15 protein-coding genes are annotated in these 23,126 nt (G+C 67.9%); 12 read left to right on the top strand and 3 right to left on the bottom strand.

The window, feature by feature from the left end:
* Positions 1-46 precede the first annotated feature (46 nt).
* Both ASD42_RS05340 and ASD42_RS05335 read right to left on the bottom strand, forming a co-directional pair.
* Positions 47-1,339, bottom strand: a complete 1,293-nt coding sequence (locus tag ASD42_RS05340) for an ABC transporter substrate-binding protein (protein ID WP_131816616.1) — start codon at positions 1,337-1,339, stop codon at positions 47-49.
* A 37-nt stretch (positions 1,340-1,376) separates the two neighbouring features.
* The gene (locus tag ASD42_RS05335; protein WP_056810938.1) at positions 1,377-2,600 is read right to left on the bottom strand and encodes a cytochrome P450; all 1,224 of its coding nucleotides are present in this window, start codon (positions 2,598-2,600) and stop codon (positions 1,377-1,379) included.
* 371 nt (positions 2,601-2,971) lie between these two features.
* Between ASD42_RS05335 and ASD42_RS05325 the strand changes: the two genes are divergently transcribed.
* The 5 genes from ASD42_RS05325 (at position 2,972) to ASD42_RS05305 (ending at position 8,871) form a co-directional block, all read left to right on the top strand.
* Positions 2,972-3,910, top strand: a complete 939-nt coding sequence (locus ASD42_RS05325) for a LysR family transcriptional regulator (protein WP_056810931.1) — start codon at positions 2,972-2,974, stop codon at positions 3,908-3,910.
* Between the two features lie 69 nt (positions 3,911-3,979).
* On the top strand, positions 3,980-4,501 hold the full coding sequence (locus tag ASD42_RS05320; RefSeq protein WP_063893567.1) for a DUF4442 domain-containing protein: 522 nt from the start codon (positions 3,980-3,982) through the stop codon (positions 4,499-4,501).
* Positions 4,501-5,379, top strand: coding sequence for an alpha/beta hydrolase family protein (locus ASD42_RS05315; protein WP_056810928.1), 879 nt, complete (start codon positions 4,501-4,503; stop codon positions 5,377-5,379). Before ASD42_RS05320 ends, ASD42_RS05315 begins: the two co-directional genes overlap by 1 nt.
* A gap of 130 nt (positions 5,380-5,509) precedes the next feature.
* Positions 5,510-7,090: a PfaD family polyunsaturated fatty acid/polyketide biosynthesis protein gene (locus ASD42_RS05310; protein WP_056810924.1), complete on the top strand. Its 1,581-nt coding sequence runs from the start codon at positions 5,510-5,512 to the stop codon at positions 7,088-7,090.
* Entirely contained in the window at positions 7,087-8,871 is a 1,785-nt protein-coding gene (locus ASD42_RS05305) for an AMP-dependent synthetase/ligase (RefSeq protein WP_084787011.1), read from the top strand. The genes ASD42_RS05310 and ASD42_RS05305 overlap by 4 nt, the downstream gene beginning before the upstream one ends.
* On the opposite strand, the gene ASD42_RS05300 is transcribed toward ASD42_RS05305, so the two are convergent.
* On the bottom strand, positions 8,868-9,398 hold the full coding sequence (locus ASD42_RS05300) for a PaaI family thioesterase (RefSeq protein WP_084787010.1): 531 nt from the start codon (positions 9,396-9,398) through the stop codon (positions 8,868-8,870). The genes ASD42_RS05305 and ASD42_RS05300 overlap by 4 nt on opposite strands.
* A 214-nt stretch (positions 9,399-9,612) precedes the next feature.
* Between ASD42_RS05300 and ASD42_RS05295 the strand changes: the two genes are divergently transcribed.
* The 7 genes from ASD42_RS05295 to ASD42_RS05265 are packed head-to-tail and all read left to right on the top strand — an operon-like array spanning position 9,613 to position 23,124.
* Complete coding sequence (locus ASD42_RS05295) at positions 9,613-10,815, top strand: NAD(P)/FAD-dependent oxidoreductase (RefSeq protein WP_056810918.1); 1,203 nt, start codon at positions 9,613-9,615, stop codon at positions 10,813-10,815.
* Positions 10,802-11,413 (top strand): GDSL-type esterase/lipase family protein, encoded by a 612-nt coding sequence (locus ASD42_RS05290; protein WP_200950380.1) that lies wholly within the window; start codon positions 10,802-10,804, stop codon positions 11,411-11,413. Before ASD42_RS05295 ends, ASD42_RS05290 begins: the two co-directional genes overlap by 14 nt.
* Before the next feature lie 23 nt (positions 11,414-11,436).
* On the top strand, positions 11,437-18,387 hold the full coding sequence (locus tag ASD42_RS05285; RefSeq protein ID WP_063893566.1) for a type I polyketide synthase: 6,951 nt from the start codon (positions 11,437-11,439) through the stop codon (positions 18,385-18,387).
* 29 nt (positions 18,388-18,416) lie between these two features.
* On the top strand, positions 18,417-20,645 hold the full coding sequence (locus tag ASD42_RS05280) for a hypothetical protein (protein WP_056815474.1): 2,229 nt from the start codon (positions 18,417-18,419) through the stop codon (positions 20,643-20,645).
* Positions 20,623-21,876, top strand: a complete 1,254-nt coding sequence (locus tag ASD42_RS05275) for an MFS transporter (RefSeq protein WP_056810912.1) — start codon at positions 20,623-20,625, stop codon at positions 21,874-21,876. The genes ASD42_RS05280 and ASD42_RS05275 overlap by 23 nt, the downstream gene beginning before the upstream one ends.
* Positions 21,877-21,936: 60 nt before the next feature.
* Positions 21,937-22,854, top strand: coding sequence for an acyl-CoA desaturase (locus ASD42_RS05270; RefSeq protein WP_056810909.1), 918 nt, complete (start codon positions 21,937-21,939; stop codon positions 22,852-22,854).
* A 12-nt stretch (positions 22,855-22,866) separates the two neighbouring features.
* The gene (locus ASD42_RS05265; protein WP_056810906.1) at positions 22,867-23,124 is read left to right on the top strand and encodes an acyl carrier protein; all 258 of its coding nucleotides are present in this window, start codon (positions 22,867-22,869) and stop codon (positions 23,122-23,124) included.
* The last annotated feature ends 2 nt before the right edge of the window (positions 23,125-23,126 follow it).

Genomic DNA, 23,126 nt, shown 5'->3' with positions numbered 1-23,126 from the left:
GGTGTCTCTCCTCGAGGGGTGGTGATTCAGCGGATGGTGCGCGAACTCAGCTGAGTCCGCGGATCTTCGTGGCCGCGGCGCGCAGGGTCGCCGCCGGGTCGGCACCGCGCAGGACGATCGGTTCGACAGCCTCGTCCTGGAGGATGACGACGCCCTGGTTGGACTGCTTGCCGGGGAAGGCGGTGTAGGGCGCCAGGTCGGCCATCTGCTTGACGGCCGAGCCGAGGCGCGGGTCGGCCGAGGACTCCGCCGCGGTCCGCAGCGGCAGGTACCCCATCTGCGACGCGATGAGCTTGAAGCTCTCGTCATTGGTCATGAACTGCACGAACTTCCACGCCGCCTTCGCCTTGGCGGCGTCCTTGGCCACGATCGTCAGGCCGGAGCCGGAGAAAGTGGGGCGGGCAGGCAGGTTGTCGAAGGCGGGCAGCGGTGCCACCTGCAGGGCGAACTTGCCCTTGGCAGCCGCGTCGAGTGTCAGCAGACCGCCGCCGGTGGTGACCAGCATGCCGAGCTTGCCCGAGTTGAAAGCGCTTTGCGCGGAGGCGAAGTCGACGGCGGGCTGGACACCGGACTTGGTGAGATCCTGGATCGTCGACAGCGCGGTGATCACCGGGGCCGAGTCGACGGTGATCTCACCGCTGCCCGACACCAGCGCGCCACCGGCACTGTTGACCAACGACTGGGTCAGGTAGTCGGACTTGCCCGGGTCGGCCGCGGAGACGTACACGCCCTGCGCCTCGGTCTTGTCCTTGATCGCCTGCGCGGCCTGCTTGAGCTGGGCCATCGTCTTGGGCGGCTGGGCCGGGTCGAGCCCGGCGGCGGTGAACAGGTCGGCGTTGTAGAAGACCACCGGGGTGGCCATCATGAACGGCATCGCGACCGGCTTCTTGGCGCCGGCTACCGGGGTCGCCTTCAGCACCGACGGCACGAAGCCCGCCATGTGCTTGTTCCACTCGTCGGTCCCGGCGACCTCTTCGAGCGACCGCAGCGGCAAGGTCTGCGAGGCTTGCGCGACCTTGCTCCAACCGATCTGCGCGACGTCGGGCGGGTTGCCCGCCACCACTTCGCTCTGGAGTTTGGTGAGCGCGTCGGCCGTCGGGACCGACTGCGGTTTCACCGTGATCTTCGGGTTGGCCGTCTGGAAGTCGTTGATCAACTTCTCGATGCCCTTGCCCAGCGGGTTCGCCTGTCCGTAGGTGTAGGACAGGAAGGTGATGGTCACCGGGTCGTCGGCCGAGGCCGGAGCCGAGCTGTTCTGGCCGCAGGCTGCGAGCAGCGTGGTGACCGCGACGAGCACGATCCCCCATCCGGCCTTACGGCCGTGGTGGTGCGAGTTCATAACAGGCTTTCTGTGGAGGGGGTGGTCGAATCGGAGGTCAACGGAGTCGGACTCCGCCATGCGTGACGGTCATGGCCTGGATGCCACGCAAGTTCACATTGGGTCGGTACTGCAGCGAACCCGGAACGAGCACCGGGTCGATCACGCGCGAGGCGAAGGCGGACAGCGCCGCGGCGCCCTCGGCCCGGCCCAGCGCCGCGGCGAGGCAGAAGTGCGCTCCGGCGGAGAAGGCGAGGTGGTCGGCCGCGCCGCGGGCGACGTCGAAACGGTCGGCGTCGGGGTAGTGCGCGGGATCGCGATTGGCCGAGGCCAGCAGCACCAGCATCGCGGTGCCGGGGCTGATCGCCGTGCCGCTCACCTCCATGTCGCGGGTGGCGACGCGCATCACGAACTGGATCGGCGCGTCGTAGCGCAGCACCTCGTCGGCGGCACTGATCCCCAGTCCGGGATCGGCGCCGAGGATCTCACGCTGCGCCGGGTGCTGCAGGAGCGCGAGCACACCGTTCGCGATGAGGTTGGCGGTGGTCTCGTGACCCGCGACCATCAGCAGCACACAGGTGGCGAGCAGTTCGCCCTCGCTGAGAACTTCGCCTTCCTCTTCGACCTCGATGAGCCGCGAGAGCAGGTCGTCGCCGAGGTTGCCGCGCCGCCGGGAGATCAGGTTGACCAGGTAGTTCATCAGCTCGTTGCGCGCGCCTTCGGCGTCATCGAGATCGTCGTTGTGGACGACCAGATTGAAGTCGAGGACGCGGCCGAGTCGTCGGGCTGCGGGCTCGAAGTCGCCGAACTCCTCGACGGGGATGCCGAGCAGGGCGCACATGATCCGCACCGGCAGGGGCAGCGCGAATTCCGAGATCACGTCGAATTCGGTCTTACTCGCGATCTGTTCGACGAGTTCGTCCACGATGGAGTGGATCTGTGGCTGCGAGGCCCGAATAACCCTGGGAGTGAAGGCTTTCGAGACGAGTCGGCGAATGCGGGTATGCGCCGGCGGATCGAGGAACAGCAGGGACTCCGGACGCTCCGGGTGATCCTTGCCGAGTCGGGACAGTTTGGGGTCGTTGCGCACCGACGGGTCGCGCAGCACCTGCTGGCAATCGGCGTAGTTGGCGATGATCACGAGGTCGCCGCCTTTGGTGACCAACGGGGACTTCGTGCGCAGCGCGCTGTGGACGAGATAGGGATCGGGTCGGGTATCGGGAGCGAACAGTTCGGCCAGTGTCGACTCAGCGTCGTGCTGGTTGGCAACCGTGGTCGTCATTTTCTGGGCTCCTTCGAAATCGGCGTCGAAATTATTTCGCCTGCACCGGGTAAAAGTGTTCCACCCCGATGTCGCGGGCGACAACGCGGAACGCATTATTGATCAATTGCGGTACGAAATAGATCGCCGTGTCAAGACGAGGATCATCGGGCTTTTCGGGGTCAGCGATTCGATTGCCGAATCGACCGTGTTCGCGGTGCCGTTCGCGATGCGGGTCACCGCGAGGCGGGGAAGACACGCCGTGGAGTCGGCAGGAATTCGGTCGCTGCTCACCTGGGCTTCACGGGCGCGTTCCCCGATGACGTGCGGTGCCGCTATACAAGGTGCATATCTCGGACAAGTCACGTCACTGATTACGCGAGGCGCGCACTATGGAGACACGGCATATCGAGGCATTTTTAGCCATCGCCGACGAACTGCACTTCGGGCGGGCGGCCGCCAGGCTCCACCTCACGCAGCCGTCACTGAGTCAGCAGCTCAAGCGCCTGGAACGCCATCTCGGCGTCGAACTGGTGTCGCGGACGTCGCGGGTGGTGCAGTTGACCCCCGCGGGTGAAGCGTTCCGTGCCGACGCGCGGCGGATTCTCGGAGAGGTGCACTCGGCGACCAACACCGTCCGCGACATCGCGGCCGGACGCATGGGCAAGATCAACATCGGGTTCAACGGCCGGGCCGGGCAGCTCATCATGCCCAGGTCACTGGCACAATTGCACGCCAACTATCCCAACATCACCACCAAACTCACCTCCGGCCGCTCCGGACCGCAGCTCACCGCTCTCACGCGCGGCGAACTCGATGTCGGGTTGCTCTACGGGGGCGCGTCCAACGGCGGGTCGGTGTTGTCGCGGTGTCTGCTGCAGATGCGCATCGGCGCGCTGGTCGGGCAGGGGCACCGATGGGCGGACCGGTCGTCGATCTCGATCCGCGAACTGGCCGAGACGCCGTGCGTGCTGTTCAACCGCGAGGTGAGCCCGGCGATGTACGACGCCATCATGACCGCGGGCGAGCGGGCAGGCGCCTTCCCGAAGGTCGCCGAGTACATGAACGACTCGGTGGCCACCGGGATCACCGTGGCGGCCCGCCGGTACGTGGGGTTCGCGTCGTTCGTCAGCATGGACGAGCCACGCCCGATGGGATTGAAGGTGGTGCCACTCGTCGATCCGGAACCGGTGGTGGAATTACAGGTCGCCTGGCGCGTCGACAGTCCCAACGAAGTGGTGCAGGTATTCCTGGACAGCCTCGATTCGACGAAGAATTTCCTGCAGTCCACGATCAGCGGCAAGGTGTACGGAGAACCGTTGGCGAGTTGATTACCATTCGGTCGATTGAGATCGGCAATGGAAATCCGAATCGACGGCCGCGGATGGTGCAATTAAATCATGGCACCTGAACTGAAAACCTCAGCCACCCTCGGTTCGGTATTCGAGGCGATCGATCCGGATAACCCCGACTTCTTGCACCTGCAGCGAATTGTGAGCAAGTTGGTTCCTTTCGGTACCCACGCGGGCGCCGAAATCACCGAAATCGGTCCGCACCGCGCGATCGTGGAGATTCCCGACGAGCCCTACATCCTCAACCATCTGCGTACCGTGCACGCGGGTGCGCAATTCCTGGCCGCCGATATCGCCGGCGCGTGCGCTTTCGTGGGTGCGCTGGCGTCACGGTTGTCCGCCATCGACACGTTGGTGCTGCGCGACGCGCGGCTGTCGTTCCGCAAGCCCGCTATCGGCCGGATCCGGGCGATCGGGGTCATCGACCCGAGCGACGTCGCGACGGTGCTGGCGGCCAAGGGCGGCCGGCGACTGGACGTGGACGCGCGGGCCCTGATGTACGACACGGCGGGCGTGCTGGTCGGCAAGGTCGCGCTCGACTACGTCTGCACCCTGGCCCCGGAGGCGTGATGAGCGAGCAACGCACCGAGATCGCCGGGCTGGAAGCGACCACCGTCGCCACCCCCGACGGCGCCGCCCTGTCGGTTCGCCTACTGCCGCAAGCGGATCCGGCCGCACCCGTCGTGCTGGTCCTGCCCGCCATGGCCATCAAGGCCAAGTACTACCTGCCGCTGGTCACGGCCTTGCACGCGGCCGGACTCACGGCCGCGGTCCTCGATCTCCGCGCGCAGGGCGAGAGCAAGCCCGCACTGGGGGAGGGCCCCGGGTTCGGCTATCGCGAGCTGATCGAGGTCGATCTGCCCGCCGTGGCGGCCGCGCTGCGGGAGCGTTTTCCGCAGGCGCCGCTGCACCTGTTCGGCCACAGCCTCGGCGGACAGCTCGCACTGCTGTTCGCGGCGGCCGAACCGGAGCGGGTCGCGAGCATCACGACGATCGGCACCGGTTCGGTGTACTGGTGGTCGTTCGAACTGCGCAGGCGCCTCGAGGTGCTCGCGAGCGGACTCTCGGTCGGTGCGATCACCCGGCTGCGCGGCCGGTGGACCGGCGGTCGCGGCATCGGGCCGATGACCGCGGGCGTCATGCTCGACTGGGCACGTCACCTGCGGACCGGTCACTACCGGCCCAGTGGCAGCACCCGTGACTACGACCGGTTGCTGCGCGAACTCACGCTGCCGGTGCTGCTGATCTCGCTCGACGGCGACCCGCTCGGCCCCGAGTCCACGGTGCGGTTCCTGAGCAAGCGGATGGGCGCGGCGCGGCAGCACCGCTGGCACATCGACCGGACTTCGGGCTTCACGCACATCGGCCACGCGTCCTGGGTGAAGGACAGCGGTCTGGTCGCGCCCGCGGTCGCGGACTGGGTCACCGAAGGCCGACCGCCCCGGTAGCGAGGTCCCACACCACTCCCGATCACTCCCGACCGCTCCTCGGCGACGACGGCGTCGTTCGCGGCGCCGATCGTCTACGGCACCTCTCGCTAGCGACCTCTGCCCTCGGGCTCTCAGAAGGATTGGCACAGTGACGACTTCCCTTGCACCCTCGGCGCTCGCCAGGGACGACAACTCCATCTACCGTGCGCTGTCGGAATTGGACAAGCCGGTGTTCGTGGTCCGTGACGATGCCGGTGTCGCGGTGACCACCGACGCCGGTACCGCTCGCGGCAAGCAAGTGCTGGCAGCCGCTCCGGCGTTGCGACCGGAAACGCTGGGCAACAACGAGTTCCGGCAGACCCACGGCGTGGGCTACGCCTACCACGCCGGCGCGATGGCCAACGGGATCGCCTCGGCCGCGATGGTGGTGGCGATGGCGCGAGCGGGCTTGCTCGCCTCGTTCGGCGCCGCCGGTGTGCTGCCCGCCCGGATCGACGAGGCCCTGGCCACGATCGGCCGCGAAGCGCCGGGAAAGCCCTTCGCCTGCAACCTGATCCACAGCCCCAGTGAGAACGCGCTGGAGCGAGCGATCGTGGACGCGTGCCTGCGGCACGAGGTGCGCTGTGTCGAGGCGTCGGCGTTCCTCGACCTGACCCCGCAGGTGGTGCGCTACCGGCTGGCCGGACTGCACCGCGACCCGAACGGCCAGGTGGTCGCCCGAAATCGGGTGATCGCCAAGGTATCTCGCGCCGAGGTCGCCGAACTGTTCCTGCGTCCGGCGCCGCAGCACCTGGTGCGCGGACTGCTCGACGCGGGGGAGATCACCGCCGAGCAGGCGGAGTTGGCGGCGTCGATCCCGATGGCCGACGACATCACCGGCGAGGCGGATTCCGGTGGCCACACCGACCGTCGTCCGCTGGTGGTGCTGCTGCCCTCGCTGCTGGCGGTGCGCGAACGGATACAGCGCGAATACGGCTACGCCCAGCGTGTTCGGGTCGGCGCTGCCGGTGGCATCGGTACTCCGGCCGCCGCCGCGGCGGCGTTCGCGATGGGTGCCTCCTACGTGGTCACCGGGTCGGTCAACCAGGCCACCGTCGAAGCGGCGCAATCCGAGACGGCGAAGCGGCTACTGGCCGCGGCGGGTGTCGCCGACACCACCATGGCGCCCTCCTCGGACATGTTCGAGCTCGGCGTCGACGTGCAGGTGCTGCAACGCGGCACGATGTTCGCGAGCCGGGCCCGGCGCCTGTACGACACCTATCGTCGCTACGACGGCATCGACGCGATCCCCACCGCCGAACGCGCCGAAATCGAACAGAAGATCCTGGCCCGCTCGCTCGACGAGGTGTGGAACGACTGCCTCGGCTACTTCCGTGAGCGCGATCCCGAGCAGATCGAGCGCGCCGAGGGGAACCCGAAACGCCGGATGGCACTGATCTTCCGATGGTATCTGGGCCGGTCGTCGGGCTGGAGCACGGCCGCGACGCCCGATCGCACCCTCGACTATCAGATCTGGTGCGGACCCGCGATGGGCGCGTTCAACGACTGGGTCGCCGGAACCTACCTGGCCGCCCCGGCGCACCGCCACGTCGCCGAGGTCGGGCTGCAGATCATGCACGGTGCGGCGTTCGCCACCCGGGTGAGTCAGTTGCGTGCGGCGGGGGTGCGGCTGCCGGGTCGCTGCTCGACCTACGTTCCGGCTCCGCTGACCAGCATCGAGTCACGATGAGCAGCGCCGTGCAGGGCCATAGAGTCGTGCAGGAATACACGGTCGAGCCACTGGTCACGATGGCCGACGACGACAACTTGGCCAACGTGGTGTTCCGCAAGGCCGAGGCCGACCCCTCGGCCGTGGTGTTCAGCCGCAAGACGGCCGAAGGCTGGCTCGACGTCGGCTACGACGAGTTCGCCCGCCTCGTCCTCGGACTGGCGAAAGGCCTGGTGGCCAACGGAATCAGCGCGGGCGATCGGGTACTGATCCTCGGCGGAACCAGTTTCGAGTGGTCGGCGGCGGACTTCGCCGTGCTGAGCGTGGGCGCGGTCGCCGTGCCCGTCTATCCGACGTCGTCGGCCGAACAGATCCACCACATCGTGGCCGATGCCCGACCCAGCGCGTGTTTCGTGGAGACGGACGACCAGCGCGAGCTGATCGTCACGGCCGCGGGGCAGGCGCTGCGTGGGCGGGGCTGGCTGCTCGGCTCGTCGCTGCCCGCGTTGATCGAACAGGGCGCGGCGATCACCGATGCGGAGGTCACCGACCGTCGGCAGGGGGTGCGCGCCGATGATGTCGCGACGATCGTCTACACCAGCGGCACGACGGGCGTCCCCAAGGGCTGCCTGCTGACGCACCGCAACATCTTCGCCGCCGCGGCCAACGTGGTCGAACTCCTCGACACCGTATTCCGGCGCACCCCATCAGATCCCGCGTCGACACTGCTGTTCCTCCCGCTCGCGCACGTATACGGGCGGGTCGTGCAGTTCGGCTGTGTGCTGGCCGGGGTTCGTACCGGTCTGGTCGCCACCCCGGCGCAACTGCCCGCCGAACTGCCGATCTTTCGGCCGACGTTCCTGATCGGCGTCCCGTACGTCCTGGAGAAGATCCGCAAGGCGGCACGCCAGGCGCTGGGCGGCGATCGATACGACACCGCCGAGGCGGCGGCGATCGCGGTCGGCCACGCGCGCCGACGCGGTGAGCAGCCCCCGGCGAGCGCGGTGATCGACGCGGAGATCGGCAAGCAGTGGCGCGGCATGCTCGGCGGACGGCTCGAGCACATGGTCGCGGGCGGCGCCTCCCTGGAACCGTCGACGGCGGACTTCTTCACCGGGATCGGTGTGGAGATCATCGGCGCGTACGGCCTGACCGAAGCCTCGTCGACGGTCAGTATGAGCGCGCCGCAAGCCAATCGGGCCGGCGCGGTCGGTCGGCCGGTGCCGGGCACGACGGTCGCGATCGCCGACGACGGCGAGATCCTGGTCCGTGGCCCGCAGGTCTTTCCCGGGTACTGGCCCGACGGCGGGCACCCGGCCGAGAACTGGCTGGCCACCGGCGATCTCGGCCGACTCGACGAGGACGGATTCCTGTTCATCACCGGGCGGCGCAAGGAGATCATCGTCACCAGCGGTGGCAAGAACGTGGCGCCCGCGCCGCTCGAAGATCGGGTTCGCCTGCACGCCTTGGTGAGCAACTGCATGCTCGTCGGTGAAGGTCGGCCGTATGTGACCGCTCTGATCACCGTCGATCCTGTTGTGCTGGCTCGCTGGGCCGCGGAGCAGGGCGTCGATCTGTCCGGCGGTGTCCCGACCGACGACGCCAGGTTGCTCGCGGAGCTCTCCGTCGGGGTCGAGGCGGCGAACCGGCTCGTCTCCCGTGCGGAGTCGATTCGCCGGTTCGCCGTTCTCGCGGAGGACTTCTCGATGGAGAAGGGGCAGCTGACGGCGTCGCTGCGGCTGCGTCGCGCGGCGATCGAAGCCGACTTCGACGCCGTCATCGCCTCGCTGTATCCGGACTAGGCCCCGCCCAACCAGCAGAAGTACTCGAGATCCACCTTCGCGAGCAAGGCGCCACTGTCGTCGTGCAGCAGGGCCTTTCCGGTGATATCGAACTGCTCCTCGGTCCTGCGCCCGACCACGTCGGCCAGGATCGGGGAGCTCACCGTGCCGCTGGCGCGGATCCGGCCGCGGGCGGGCCGGAAGAAGGTGGCCTTGGTGCCGCGAAGCACGAACGTCCGCACATGCAGGATGCGCGGCGCGATGATGCCGGAAAACGCACCGGCACACGCGACTTCGGCGGCCAGGAACAACGCCCCGGCATGCACGGTACCCAGGTGATTGCTCATCGTCGGCGCCTCGGGGATCTCGGCCACCGCCGAGCCGGGTCCCAGTTCGGTCATGCGCACTCCCACCAGATTCACGAACGGCACGAGAGTGTCGACGGTCTTACGGATCTGTTCGTAGTCCGGCGTCGTGGCGCCGGTCATATTCGTCAGCCGAGCCTGCGCTGCGGCGATTCCGGGGGCCGGTTCATTTCCAGTTGGCATGCCCCAATTAGCCCATATCGAACCGTTTTTCGTGATGAACGGAAGTTGAATTAAACTATTCATCCGTGCAGCCGGATCGCTAATACTCGAAACCATTGTTCTGGAACAACTATTCATATAATCCGATTGGAAATCGGTACGCGGATGGAGTGGTTCGACTCCGTAAAATCGGAACCGGGGCCATAAGCGTTTCATTTACTGAGGAGTCACCCTGATGTATGACGCGATTGTTGTCGGCGCGCGATGCGCGGGTTCACCGGTCGGCATGTTGCTGGCGAGGCAGGGACATCGAGTTCTGGTGGTGGACCGTGCCACCTTCCCCAGCGACACCGTCTCGACGCACTACATTCAGCAGCGCGGGCTGGCCCGGCTGGCCCAGTGGGGCCTGCTCGACAAGCTGATCGCCACCGGTGTGCCGGCGATCAAGCGCATGACGGTGTCCTACCTCGACATCGTCATCGCGGGCTTCGCCGATCCCATCCAGGGCATCGATGCCACCTACGCGCCGCGGCGCACCGAACTCGACGCGATCCTGGTCGAGGGCGCGAAGGAAGCGGGCGCCGAGGTTCGCACCGGCTACACCGTCAGCGAACTGATCATCGAGGACGGCGTGGTCGTCGGTATTCGCGGTTCGGTAGCCGGTGGTGAGATCGCCGAGGAGCGGGCCCGCATCGTGATCGGCGCGGACGGCACCAACTCGTTCGTCGCCAACGCTGTCGGCGCCGAGACCTATACGAAGGTCGCGGCCGAGTGCTTCATCTACTACAGCTACTTCAGCGGTCTGTCGCAGACCGAGTTCCACAGCCGTATCGGCGACAAGCAGCAGATCGGCATCTGGCCGACCCACAACGACCAGACCCTCGTCGCGGTCATGCGCAAGATCGACACCTACGCCGATTTCCGCGCCGATGTCGAGGCCAACTTCGTGAAGGTCGCGCGCGAGATCCTGCCCGAGTTCGCCGAGGAACTGGTCACCAAGGGCAAGCGTGAGGACCGTTTCTACCCGATGCGGTATCCGGACAACTACCGCCGCCAGTCGCACGGCGAGGGCTGGGCACTGGTCGGCGACGCGGGCTACCACAAGGACCCGTTCACCGGACTCGGGATCTCCGACGCGTTCGATTACGCGGCACTGCTCGCCGAGCGGGTGCACGAGGGTCTCACCGAGCAGCGGCCGATGGCCGAGGCGCTCGCCGATTACCAGCGCGAGCGTGACGAGAAATCGCAGTCGGGTTTCGAATTCACCTGCACGATTTCCACGCTCGAGCTGACCCCGCAATTGCTGGCTGTCTTCCGTGCGCTGGAAAACAACGAAGAATATGCCAAGGACTTCTTCGCGATGGTCGGCGGCGGCATGACCGGCGAGGAATTCTTCGCGCCGGAACGTATCGCGAAATTGCTCGGTGCCAACGTATGAGCTGATGGTGCTCGGCGACAGTTTCGCGGAGGGGCGCGGCGGTTCGGTCAACGCCGACGGCTCCTTCGCGGGATTTGTCGCGCACGTCGAGCACCTGCTCGGAATCTCCGGCGCGACGCTGAACCTCGGTTCCTACGGGGCCACCACGCAGGATGTCATCGACCGGCAGCTGCCGGTCGCCCTCGCCGCCGATGCTCCGCTGGTCGGCGTGATCGTCGGCGGAAACGACCTGGTCACCGACTACGACCCGGATCGATTCCGCCGCAACCTCCGTCAGATCTATGCCGGGCTGGCGGGCCCCGGTCGGCTGGTGTTCACCACGAACTGGCCGAGTATTCCGGACCGCCTGCCCGGCCTGCCCGAATCCGTCCGCACGGTGTTGCGGTCGCGATTCGCGCAAGCCAACGACTATCTCGACGACCTCGTCCACGAGTTCGATCTCGTGCGACTCGATTTGGTGAACGCACCCATCACCGCGGACCCGGTCATGTGGTCCCCGGACGGCATGCATCCGAGTCCGGCGGGCCATCAGCTCATCGGCACGGCGATGGCCGACCTCATCGACGAGGTCCGGACTGTGCGAGTTTCGCAACTCTGAGCAGAAGACAAGGGATAGCAACCATGAACGACCAGCTTCGGCACTCCGAAGACCCGGCCATGACGAGGCGACTAGCCGACAATCCGATCGCGATCGTCGGACTGAGCGGACTGTTCCCGATGGCCGCCAACTTCCGTGACTTCTGGCAGAACGTCGTCGACGCCGCGGACTGCATGTCCGACGTGCCTGCCACGCACTGGAACCTCGACGACTACTACGACGCCGATCCGACGGCGCCCGACAAGACCTATTGCCGCCGTGGCGGTTTCGTGCCCGAGATGCCGTTCAGCGTCACCGAGTTCGGGCTGCCGCCCAATCAGCTCGAGGTCACCACGGTCGTGCAGCTGCTGAGCCTGCTCGTCGCCCGTGACGTGCTCGCCGACGCGGGCGCCGTCGGGTCGGACTGGTACCGGCCCGAGCGCACCGGTGTGGTGCTGGGCGTGGCCGGGCCGACGACCTTGTCGCACCCGCTGGCCGCCCGCTTGTCGACGCCGGTGCTCAAGGAGGTCATCCGCAGTTGCGGGCTGACGCAGGCCGACGCCGAGCAGATAGCGCAGAAGTACGCGGACGCCTTCCCGTCGTGGGAGGAGAACTCGTTCCCCGGTCTGCTGGGCAATGTGATCGCGGGCCGGGTCGCCAACCGGCTCGACCTCGGCGGTATGAACTGCACCGTCGACGCGGCGTGCGCGAGTTCGCTGTCGGCGGTGCACGTCGCGATCAGCGAACTGGTGTCCGGTCGTGCCGACATGATGATCACCGGTGGTTGTGACACCGAGAACTCGATCTTCGGCTACCTGTGCTTCAGCAAGGTCGGGGCGCTGTCGCGCTCGGGTGTGATCAAGCCGCTCGACGACAGTGCCGACGGCACTCTGGTGGGCGAGGGCATCGGCATGATCGCCCTCAAGCGCCTCGCCGACGCCGAGCGCGACGGTGACCGGGTGTACGCGGTGATCAAGGGCATCGGATCGTCGAGCGACGGTCGTTTCAAGAGCATCTACGCCCCGCGCGCCGAGGGGCAGCAGGCGGCGCTGCACCGCGCCTACGAGGACGCGGACTGCTCGCCCGCCACGATCGGGCTGTTCGAGGCGCACGCCACCGGCACCCGCGTGGGCGATCAGACCGAGCTCGCCGCGTTGAACGCGGTGCTGCGCGAGGCCACCGACGAGACCGGCTACGCCGCGATCGGCAGCGTGAAATCCCAGATCGGCCATACCAAGGGCGCCGCCGGGGCGGCCAGCCTGATCAAGCTGGCGCTGGCGCTGCATCACAAGGTGCTGCCGCCGACGATCAATGTCACCGCGCCGAACAAGGCACTCGACGACTCGTCGCCGCTCTACATCAACACCAGGACCCGGCCGTGGATCCGCGATCCGCACCGGCCGCAGCGTCGCGCGGCCGCGTCGGCGATGGGCTTCGGCGGCACCAACTTTCACGCGGTACTCGAGGAAGCGACCGGCGATCGCGGAAGTACCCGCACGATGCACCGCACCGCACGAGTGTGGCTGTGGCACGCCGCGTCCGCCGCCGAGCTGGCGAGCCTGCTGAGCTCGGGCGCCGATCCCAACGGCGACGCCGGGATTCCGGACGAGCACGCTCGCGTGGGTTTCGTGGCGCGCGACGAGCAGGAAGCTTCGGCGCTGCGCGCACTGGCGGTGACCGAACTCGCCGGTGACGCCGAGGAGTGGAACCATCCGCGCGGCATCGTCTTCCGTCGACGAGCCATGCCCGATCTGAAGATCGGCGCGCTGTTCGCCGGTCAGGGCAGCCAGTACGTAGACATGGGTCTGGCGGCGGTCCTGAACAACCCCACCGTCGCCACCGCCTTCGACGAGGCCAACGCGGTGTTCGCCGACGCGGCCCGGCCACCTGCCGCGGTGGTGTTCCCGCCGCCGGTCTTCGACCCCGAGCTGCGCAACGCCCAGGAGGCGACGCTGCGGCGGACCGAATTCGCCCAGCCCGCGATCGCGGCGTTGTCGGTGGGGCAGTACCGGTTCCTGTCCGAGCGCGGCCTGACCTGCGCCGGCTTCATGGGCCACAGTTTCGGTGAACTGACCGCGCTGTGGGCGGTGGATTCGCTCGACACCGCCGACTACTTCACCCTCGCCAGGGCGCGCGGCGCGGCGATGGCGATCGACACCGACACCGACGCGGGCACGATGGCCGCGGTGCAGGCCGACCGTGAACAGGTCAGCGCGATCCTCGCCGATCATCCCGATGTGAGCGTGTGCAATCACAACGCACCCGATCAGGTGGTGGTCGGTGGCGGTACCGCTGCCGTCGCGGAGTTCGTCGCGGCGGGCCGGGCGCGCGGGCTGACCGTGCGTGAGTTGCCGGTGGCCGGCGCGTTCCACACCCGCTACGTCGCCCACGCCGTCGAGCCGTTCAAGGCCGCGGTGAAGAGCGTCGGCATTCGCGCCCCGAAGGCCAAGATCTACGCCAATTCCCGGGACGCCGAATACGGTTCGCGGGTCGCGACCAACCGGCGGGTGCTCACCGAGCAGCTGCTCGAGACCGTCGAGTTCGTGGCAGGTCTGCGGGCCATGCAGGCCGACGGCTGCACTGTGTTCGTCGAGTTCGGACCGAAGGCCACGCTCACCTCGCTGGTGCGCCGGACCCTCGGCGCCGAGGTGATCGCCCTCTCGACCGACCAGGGCCCGACCGGCGACAGCGACGTGGCGCTCAAGAAGGCCGCGCTGCAGCTGGCGGTGCTCGGTGCGCCGATCGTCGATATCCACCGCCACGACGCCGCACCGTTCGCGGTGCCGGAGGCGCCCGGCATGGTGGTCCGGCTCAACGGCCGCGATTTCGTACCGGAATCCCGTAAGGAGCTCTACCGCAAGGGAATCGAGGAGCACGTCGTGTTGGAAGCTGTCACGCAGGCGCGGCTGGACGCCGAAGCCGATGCCGCGGCACAGGCGCAGGTGGTCGCGCAAGCGCACGCCGCCGCGCAGGAGCGAGTCGCGGCCGAGTCCTACGCCGCCGCGCAGGCGGCCGCGGAAACGCACACCGCCACCAGGGAACTGGTGACTGTCGAAGCTCCGGCCGCCACGCAGGTCCGGGCGGGATCGGCGGCAGGGTCGACGGTCGGAGATCGGCCCGCGACGGGACTCGACGCGGCCGCTCAGCAGCACCTCGACATCCACAGCCGGTACGCGGAGGGCCAACTCGAGGTCGCCGAAGGACTGGTCTCGGTATTGCGCGACGCGCAGCGGACCGGCGGTGCCGATGACCGCCTCCACTCGACCGTGCACGCCATCAAGGAACAGAGCCTGGCGATCGGCCGAACCCACGTCCGGGTCAACGAAATCCTCGCGTCGTTGTCCGGCCTCGAATACGGGTCCCCGGCGCCGACCGTCGAGGTTCCGAGCCGGAACGGGACGAACGGCTTCCACGCCGAACTGCCCACCGGCAATGGAAACGGCAGCCACACCCACGCGGCAGCGGTGCTCGACCACCAGACCGCCACGCGCCCCACGGTGCCCGACAGTGTCGCGCAATCGGCTGCCCCACAACCGAATCCGGCTCCGCCGTCGGTTTCTGATGTCGTTGCCGAGTCGGCTTCGGCGGGTCAGACGGTCGAATCCGCGCTGCCTGTCGTAGCGACCGAGGCTCCGGCACTCGACGCCGACGCGGTGTGGTCGGTGTTGTCGCAGGTGGTTTCGGAGAAGACCGGTTATCCGCCGGAGATGCTGGCGTTGTCGCTGGATCTGGAAGCGGATCTGGGTGTGGACTCGATCAAGCGGGTGCAGATCATGGGTGCGGTCGGTGAGCGCATCGACGGTGTGCCCGCCGTGGGCCCGGAGCAGGTCGCAGAACTGCGATCCCTGAGCGACATCGTGGACTTCGTCGCCGCATCCGTGGTGTCGGGGCCGAGTGTCGCGCCTTCGACAACCGGTCCGGCGCTCGATGCCGACGCGGTGTGGTCGGTGTTGTCGCAGGTCGTCTCGGAGAAGACCGGCTACCCGCCGGAGATGCTGGCACTGTCGCTGGATCTGGAAGCCGACCTCGGCGTGGACTCGATCAAGCGCGTGCAGATCATGGGTGCGGTCGGTGAGCGCATCGACGGAGTGCCCGCTGTCGGTCCTGAGCAGGTCGCGGAGTTGCGTACGCTGAGTGACATCGTCGATTTCGTCGCCGCCTCGGCGGCTTCCACACCGAGTGGTGAACCGGCGACGGCGCCGGTGGTCGACGCCGACGCGGTGTGGTCGGTCTTGGTGCAGGTGGTTTCGGAGAAGACCGGCTATCCGCCGGAGATGCTGGCGTTGTCGCTGGATCTGGAAGCGGATCTGGGTGTGGACTCGATCAAGCGGGTCCAGATCATGGGTGCGGTCGGTGAGCGGGTCGATGGTGTGCCCGCTGTCGGTCCCGAGCAGGTCGCGGAGTTGCGCACGCTGAGTGACATCGTCGATTTCGTGGCCGGCTCCGCTGCCCCCGCGGCGACCCCATCCGCCCCGGTGGCCCCCGTGACGGGGAGTAGCTCGGCCCCAGTGTCGGACAGTGATCGTGGACTTCAGCCGGGATCCGACCGTGGTGGGATCGAGGACGATCCGGTGCTGCTGCGGATCGTGCCGGTCGAACTTCCCGATATCGACCGCGTCGCCGAGCCCTACGCCGCGCAGCGGACAGCCTTGATCGTCGACCATGGTGACGACACCGCGGCGACTCTCGCGAGTGGCCTCGAGCAGCAGGGATGGACCGTGCACACGGCCTCCGTCGCGGCCGCCGACAACGCCGGCGTAGCCGCCTGGGACGGTGCCACCGTGCAGGGAGCGATCGAGTCCGCACTGAAAGACGTTGTGCGGCTGGATCTGTGCCTGACCGTGCTGCCCGCGGACAGCCAGTGGCTGGTGGGTGGTCATCGGCTCGCCGATACGATCCACACCGCCACGCTGGTGCACGACCGCCTGGTGGCGACCGCCGAAGCCGGCACGCGGGCGGCGTTCGTCACGCTCACCCGCATCGACGGCGTGCTCGGCCACCGAGGTGATCGAGCGGCTGCCGCCGCCGTTGTCGGCGGGGTCAGCGGTCTGGTCAAGACCCTCGCGCAGGAGGCCCCCGGACTGTTCTGCCGGGCACTCGATCTCTCGCCGCACCTGACCGACGAAGCGCTGGTCGAAACCTTCCTCGCCGAACTCGACGACGCCGCGACCGACGCTCGCGAAGTCGGGGTCGACGCCGAACGAACCCGCCGGACACTGCGCCCGCAGGCGGTTGAAAGTAACGCCGCAGCAGCAGAACTCACCCTCACCGCCGACGATGTTCTCGTCGTCACCGGTGGCGCACGGGGAGTGACGGCACGGTGCGTTCGCGAACTGGCCGCTCGCCGGGCGTGCGAGTTCATCCTGCTCGGACGCACCGAACTCGACGACGAACCGGAATGGGCGGCAGGTGTCGCCGACGATGCCCTCAAGGCCGCCGCCATCGCCGCCGTGCGCGCCGCGGGTGAGCAGCCGACACCGAAGCAGGTCGACCGGCTCACCCGAAACCTGCTGGCCCAGCGTGAGATCCGCGCGACCGTCGACGCGGTGGCCGAGACCGGCGCACGGGTGCGCTACCTCGCGGTCGACATCACCGATATCGAAGCCACCGAGCGGGCACTCGCCGAGGACGCGGGCCGGGTCACCGGCATCGTGCACGGTGCGGGCGCACTGGCCGACTCGCTGCTCCCCGCCAAAACGGCCGATGACATCCGCCTCGTCCTCGCGACCAAACTCGACGGGCTGTACAACGTGGTCAGCGCCCTGCGCGACGCCACGCTCGGCCATCTCATCCTGTTCGGATCGGTAGCCGGGGTCTACGGCAATCCGGGTCAGGCCGATTACGCGGTCGCCAACGAAGCCCTCAACCGGGCGGCGGTGAGCTGGCGGCGACAGGGTCTGGCCGGACATGTCACCACCGTCAACTGGGGCGCCTGGGACGGTGGCATGGTGACCCCGCAACTGCGCGAGGTCTTCCTCGCCCGCGGTGTCGCCCTGCTCGGGATGGACGCCGGCGCGCGGATGTTCGCCGAGCAGTTCGGCTCCGGTCGCGCCGACGACGTGTCGGTGCTGGTCGGTCCCGCGGCTCCGCTGGCCACGGCCGTAACCCTTACCCCGACAAAGCCTTTCACCACCCATCGTGATCTGGCGGCACTGGCCGCCGACCCGGTGATCGGCGACCATCGAGTCGGCAAGTTCCCGGTGTTCCCGGCCGCCGCCGGGCTCGGCTGGGCGATCAATGTGCTCGAGCGCGCCAACCCGGGCCTGCGGGTGGTGGAATGCACCGGTTTCGAGGTGCTGCGGGGAATCGTGTACGACGGAAAGGACGAGCGGTCCTACCGGCTCGAGGTACAGGCGGGCACGGTCGTCGACGACCGCCTGAGCGTCACGGTCTGGATTCGCAGCGACGAACCCGGCAAGACGCTGGCGCCGTCGCACTTCACCGCGACGTTCGCCCTCGCCGCCGAAACGTGGCCCGCCCCGGTACTTTCCGGCTGGCCGGGATACGCGATCGGTGAAGGGGTGGAGAACGGCCTCGACGTCTACCGTGCCGCGGATCTGTTCCACGGGCCCCTGCTGCAGGGCGTTCGCCGCATTCTGGAGCGGACGGAGCGTCGCCTCGTCGTCGAGGGCAAGCTCGCCGACACCCGGATCGGTACCGGCAACTACGCGGGGGCACTGCACAGTCCGGTGCTGGCCGATGTCGCGATCCAGTCCGGTGCGCTGCTCGGGGTGTGGTTCATGAACTCGGCCTGCCTGCCGCTGTCGGTCGGGCGGATCGAGTACTTCGCCCCGCTGCCCGACGACAGTCCGTTCGTGATCGTCGTCGACGACCTGCGCGCCAACGCGGGCGGCACGGAGGTCACCGTGACAGTCACCGCGTGTGATCCGAATGGCACTGTCCTGCAGCGCTACAGCGACCTCGCGGTGATCGCCACGCCGGAGATGACCGAGAAATTCGCCGAGGCCGTGCGCCTACGTGAGCAGCGCGCGTGAGCATCGTCGACGTCAGGAACGGAGATCCGATGACCATCACACCACTGGACACCCTCGACTTCGACGGTGAGCCCTTCGATGTCCTCGCCTGGACGCTGGCACTGGAGCCGGCTACCAGCCCCGCCTCTCCACCGTCCACCGCACCGGCGGGCCCGACGCACACCGCGTCGGTGCCCGCGGTGCAACCGCCCATCGTCCCGGTGCCCGCCGTTCAACGACCCACCGCACCGGTGGCGGTGACCGGCCCCGTCGACGCCGTTGCCGCGCTCCTGCAGGAGGTTCGGTCCGAGCTCGTCACCGCACACCTGTCGGCGATGGACGTACAGACCGCGTTGCAGCGGCGCGCGCTCGACACCCTCGGCAGCAACGAGCGGGGTGCCCGGTCCGACCGGGAACCCGCACCCGCGCCGACCACCTGGGCGGAACAGACCTTCGCGGTCATGATCGACTACGCGCCGGCCACCGGATTGACGGTCTCCGCCGCGCCGGGACACCCGGTGGTCTTCGAGCTGCCACCGCCGGCGACCACCATGAATGCCTTCAAGTTCCTCGCCCGCACACCGATCACCGCACTGGACGGCGGCGCTCTCGCCGCACTGGGCAGGGGCGAGGTGGCTGCCGTCTTCGGCCCGGCTTACGACCAGGAAGGCGTGAACCCCGACATCCGGCTGACCGACGGGGCCCACGGCAACCTCACCGAGGTGCTCGAGATCGCCGGACGCGAAGGTCCATGGGCCAGAGGGCGTGTGCGGGCGAGCTGCCGCATCGATGGTCCCGATCCGGTCACCGCGGCGACCGAACTCGCCTGGCAGGCCGCCCAGGTCTTCGCGGTGCGCGCGGGCCTGCAGCTGTGCCTGGCCGGTGCCCGATTCCAGGCGAGCGAGCCCCTCGAAGTGACGGTGTCCGCCCCGATGGCCGGACCCGCCGAGCTGATCGCCGACGTGGTCCAGATCGACCTGCTGCCGCGTCCATGGCTTCGGATCAATGCCGAAATCCGTTGCGCGGGCGCAGTGGTGGCAACGGTGCACGGCCTCGCCCTGGAGATCAGGGAGGAGCAGGGTCTGGCGATCGGTCCCGATGCCGGTGGCGAGATTCCCCGATTCCTCGGCCGCCGCAACGTCTTCGGTCAGCGGGCTCTGCTCGGTGAGTTCCACATGACCCACAGCGCGCGCGGCGATCTCGGCATCGCGCTCGGCCCGGAGTTCTCGGCGTACGCGGGTCGCAGGGCCACGCGCATGCCCAACCACGGACTTCAGCTCTGCGATCGGGTCATGGCCGTCGACGGGCGACGGGGGCAGCTCGACGCGGGCAGCGCGCACACCGAATACGATTCGCCCGCCGACTCCTGGTACTACGTCGAGTCGGCCAACGCCTCCATGCCCAACGTCGTCTACATGGAGACCTCGCTGCAGTCGGCGTTGCTGCTCGGCTACTTCCTCGGCGCCACCCTCACCTCGCCCGAGGAGGACTTCAGCCTGCGCAATCTTGACGGCTCCGCGACGGTGCTGCGCGAGGTGGACCTGCGGGACAAGACGATTCAGCAGACCAGCAGGCTGATCGACACCACGGTCCTGGTCGGCGTCGTGCTGCAGACGTTCTCGTACGAACTCGCCGTGGACGGTGAACCGTTCTACGCGGGGGAGTCGCTGTTCGGGTTCTTCAACGCTCCGGCGCTGGCGAACCAGAACGGACTCGACAACGGCGAATTCGTGCCCACGTGGCTCGACCGGCAGGAGCGACGCCCCGCTGTTCGCGTGATCGACGTGGCCGCGCGTCGAGCTTCGGGTACCGGCATGCCGTGCGCGGTCGGGCACCTGGCGATGCTCGACCGCATCGAAACCGTCGACGGCGCGGGAGAATTCGGGCTCGGCTACCTGCGTGCCACCCGTGCGGTCCGCGCCGATGATTGGTTCTTCGGCTACCACTTCTACCTCGACCCGGTGATGCCCGGATCCCTCGGTGTCGAGGCGGTGATCCAGGCGATGCAGGAGTGGACGGTCGACGCCGGTCTCGCCGCCGAACTGGTCGCGCCGGAGTTCGTCGTTCCGGTCGGCGTGGCGTTGTCGTGGCGCTATCGCGGACAGATCCTGGCAAGCGACGAGCTGATGACCCTCGAGGTGCACATCAAGAGCGTCGAACGCCGCCTCGGCCGGATCCGGGTGATCGCCGACGCGAGCGTCTGGAAGCCGAACATGCGGATCTACGAACTCACCGGGGTCGCCGTGGAGTTGCGCGATGGCGACGCCCAACCCTGGTGAGGCGCACGGGCATCCGGTGATCGTCGCCGATGCCGCGCCCTCGTCGATTCGGTGGTTGCCGGTCCTGGTGCTCGCCCTCGGCGCGTTCTGTGCCGGGACCGACAACTACCTCGTCGCCGGGGTACTGGCGCCGATGGCGGCCGACCTACGGGTCTCCGTCGCCGGCGCGGGGCTGTTCGTCACGGGTTACTCCCTGGCCTACGCCCTCGCCGCGCCCGTCGTGGTCACCATGCTGCGGGTGCGCTCGCCACGGCGACTGCTGCTCATCGCGATCGCGCTGTTCGTCGTCGTGAATCTGCTCGCCGCGGTGGCGTGGTCACCGTGGGTGATGGCTGTGGCGCGCATCGCGGCCGGGTGCGTCGCGGGGATCTACGTGCCGCTCGCCGGCGCGGCGGCGGCCGCCATGGCTACCGCGGACCGTCGCGGTCGGGCACTGGCGGTGATCCTGGGCGGCATCTCGATCGCCACCGTGGCGGGTGTGCCGCTCGGGGTGTGGGTCGCCGGGCTGTCGTCGTGGCGGATGGCGTTCGTCGCCGTCGCGGCGGTGGCACTGATCACGACAGTCGGTGTCGCGCTCACGGTTCCGGCGGGCGAGGGCACACCCGTGGTGTCGCTGCGGCAGCGACTCGCACCCCTGCGGCACCCACCGGTGTGGCTGGGACTCGCGGTGACGATCTCGGGCATGACCGCGGGATTGATGGTGTTCACCTATGTGGGCCCGATCTATACCGAGGTCTCCGCCGTGGGAGCCGATCACGTCGGCGCGCTGATCATGGCGCACGGCGTCGGGGCGATGTTCGGCCTGTGGGGCGGGAGCGTGCTGGTCGACCGATTCGGCGCGCGGCCGGTACTGCTCGGCGCGTTGACGATCTTCACCGTGAACCTGGCCTGGCAGCCGATCGCCGCCAACACCTTGGCGACCACCCTCGCCTTCGTCACGGTGTGGGGTGTGGTCGGCTGGGCCTTCCTGCCCGCGCAGCAGCACAGCATGATCGCCGACGCGACCCCGGAGCAGGCACCGATGTTGTTGTCGCTCAACGGGTCGGCGATGTATCTCGGGGCCGCGTTCGGCTCGGCGATCGGCGGAGCCGTCATCGCGGTCCTCGGTACCGATCACATCTGGATGTTCGCCACCGGCTTCGGCGCGATCAGTGTCGCGCTGTCGCTGGTCCGTCATAAACAATTCCGATCCGACGATCGGCAATTGTCACACGCCGTCGCCGACCGCTGAATGGCTGGCTACGGTAAATAATGTTCAGCCCGGTTCCATACCGCTGAGGTGAATTGCACAATGAATCCCGATCCGCGCAGAAAAACGATCAGTAGTCCCTATATCCACCGACTGCAACGACGACACTTCCTGCTGTTCGATATTCTCCCGATCATCGGCACGGTCGTCGCCTTCGCCTTCCTTCTGGTCCGGCCCTTCGGTGTGCTGGAATTCGCCCTGCTCTTCGTGATGTGGCTGCTCACCGGACTCGGCGTGACGGTCGGCTATCACCGGCTGTTCACCCATCGCACGTTCAAAGCGGCGCCTTGGGTGACGTGGGTCCTGGCGATCCTCGGCTCGATGGCGGGCCAGGGCCCGGTCATCTCCTGGGTCGCCCTGCACCGGCGCCACCACGAATACAGCGATCGCGAAGGCGACCCGCACTCGCCCAATCTCGCCGGTGACGGCCTGCGCGGTGCGCTGCGCGGCCTTGCTCACTCCCATTTCCTGTGGATGCGCCGCCACGAGTACCCGAACGTGGTGCACTACGCGCCCGACTTGATCAAGGACCGGGGTCTGGTCCGCATCGCCCGCCTCTACTACTACTGGGTGGGGCTCGGGCTGTTGATCCCGACCGTGATCGGTGGCCTGGTCTCGATGAGCTGGACCGGCGCGGTCGCCGGCCTGCTCTGGGGTGGGCTGGTGCGCATCTTCGTTCTCGAGCACATCGTCTGGGCGATCAATTCGTTCCTGCACATGTTCGGAACCCGAAACTACGAATCCCGCGAGAACAGCCACAACGGTGGCGTATTCGCCCTGGCGACGCTGGGGGAGTCGTGGCACAACAATCACCATGCCTTTCCCGAGTCGCCTTCCTTCGGATTGGACTGGTACCGCCTCGATCCCGGTTTCTGGCTCATCCGAACACTGGCAATCTGTGGTCTCGCCTGGGACCTGAAAATGCCGTCCGCCGAACGCATGGCAGCCAAGCGAATCTAAGGAATTCTCACCGTGGATACAAGTAAAGAAGCCATTGTCACCTGGTGCCAGGAATACCTCGCGAGTCTGCTCGAGGTACCGGCCGCCACCATCGACCCGGCCACCGATTTCGATCGCCTCGGCATCGACTCGGCCCTGGCCGTCGCGCTGCTGATCGAGGTCGAGGACCGCTACGGTGTCGATCTGGCGCCCGAGGACCTGTTCGACAACCCCAACCTCGACGCCGTCGCCGCCTACCTGCACGAGCAGAGCCGGCGGAGTGTGGGGTAGCG

Origin of the sequence: Nocardia sp. Root136, assembly GCF_001427185.1 — a bacterium.
In the GTDB taxonomy this organism is placed as follows: domain Bacteria; phylum Actinomycetota; class Actinomycetes; order Mycobacteriales; family Mycobacteriaceae; genus Nocardia; species Nocardia salmonicida.
The sequence above is the reverse complement of the archived record's forward strand: the minus strand, read 5'-3'. Positions and strand labels throughout refer to the sequence as shown.

Excerpts from the sequence above, each read along its gene's own strand:
- ASD42_RS05340 (WP_131816616.1), bottom strand. The coding sequence starts at position 1,339 with ATGAACTCGCACCACCACGGCCGTAAGGCCGGATGGGGGATCGTGCTC.
- ASD42_RS05335 (WP_056810938.1), bottom strand. The coding sequence starts at position 2,600 with ATGACGACCACGGTTGCCAACCAGCACGACGCTGAGTCGACACTGGCC.
- ASD42_RS05325 (WP_056810931.1), top strand. The coding sequence starts at position 2,972 with ATGGAGACACGGCATATCGAGGCATTTTTAGCCATCGCCGACGAACTG.
- ASD42_RS05320 (WP_063893567.1), top strand. The coding sequence starts at position 3,980 with ATGGCACCTGAACTGAAAACCTCAGCCACCCTCGGTTCGGTATTCGAG.
- ASD42_RS05315 (WP_056810928.1), top strand. The coding sequence starts at position 4,501 with ATGAGCGAGCAACGCACCGAGATCGCCGGGCTGGAAGCGACCACCGTC.
- ASD42_RS05305 (WP_084787011.1), top strand. The coding sequence starts at position 7,087 with ATGAGCAGCGCCGTGCAGGGCCATAGAGTCGTGCAGGAATACACGGTC.
- ASD42_RS05300 (WP_084787010.1), bottom strand. The coding sequence starts at position 9,398 with ATGCCAACTGGAAATGAACCGGCCCCCGGAATCGCCGCAGCGCAGGCT.
- ASD42_RS05295 (WP_056810918.1), top strand. The coding sequence starts at position 9,613 with ATGTATGACGCGATTGTTGTCGGCGCGCGATGCGCGGGTTCACCGGTC.
- ASD42_RS05285 (WP_063893566.1), top strand. The coding sequence starts at position 11,437 with ATGAACGACCAGCTTCGGCACTCCGAAGACCCGGCCATGACGAGGCGA.
- ASD42_RS05280 (WP_056815474.1), top strand. The coding sequence starts at position 18,417 with ATGACCATCACACCACTGGACACCCTCGACTTCGACGGTGAGCCCTTC.
- ASD42_RS05275 (WP_056810912.1), top strand. The coding sequence starts at position 20,623 with ATGGCGACGCCCAACCCTGGTGAGGCGCACGGGCATCCGGTGATCGTC.
- ASD42_RS05270 (WP_056810909.1), top strand. The coding sequence starts at position 21,937 with ATGAATCCCGATCCGCGCAGAAAAACGATCAGTAGTCCCTATATCCAC.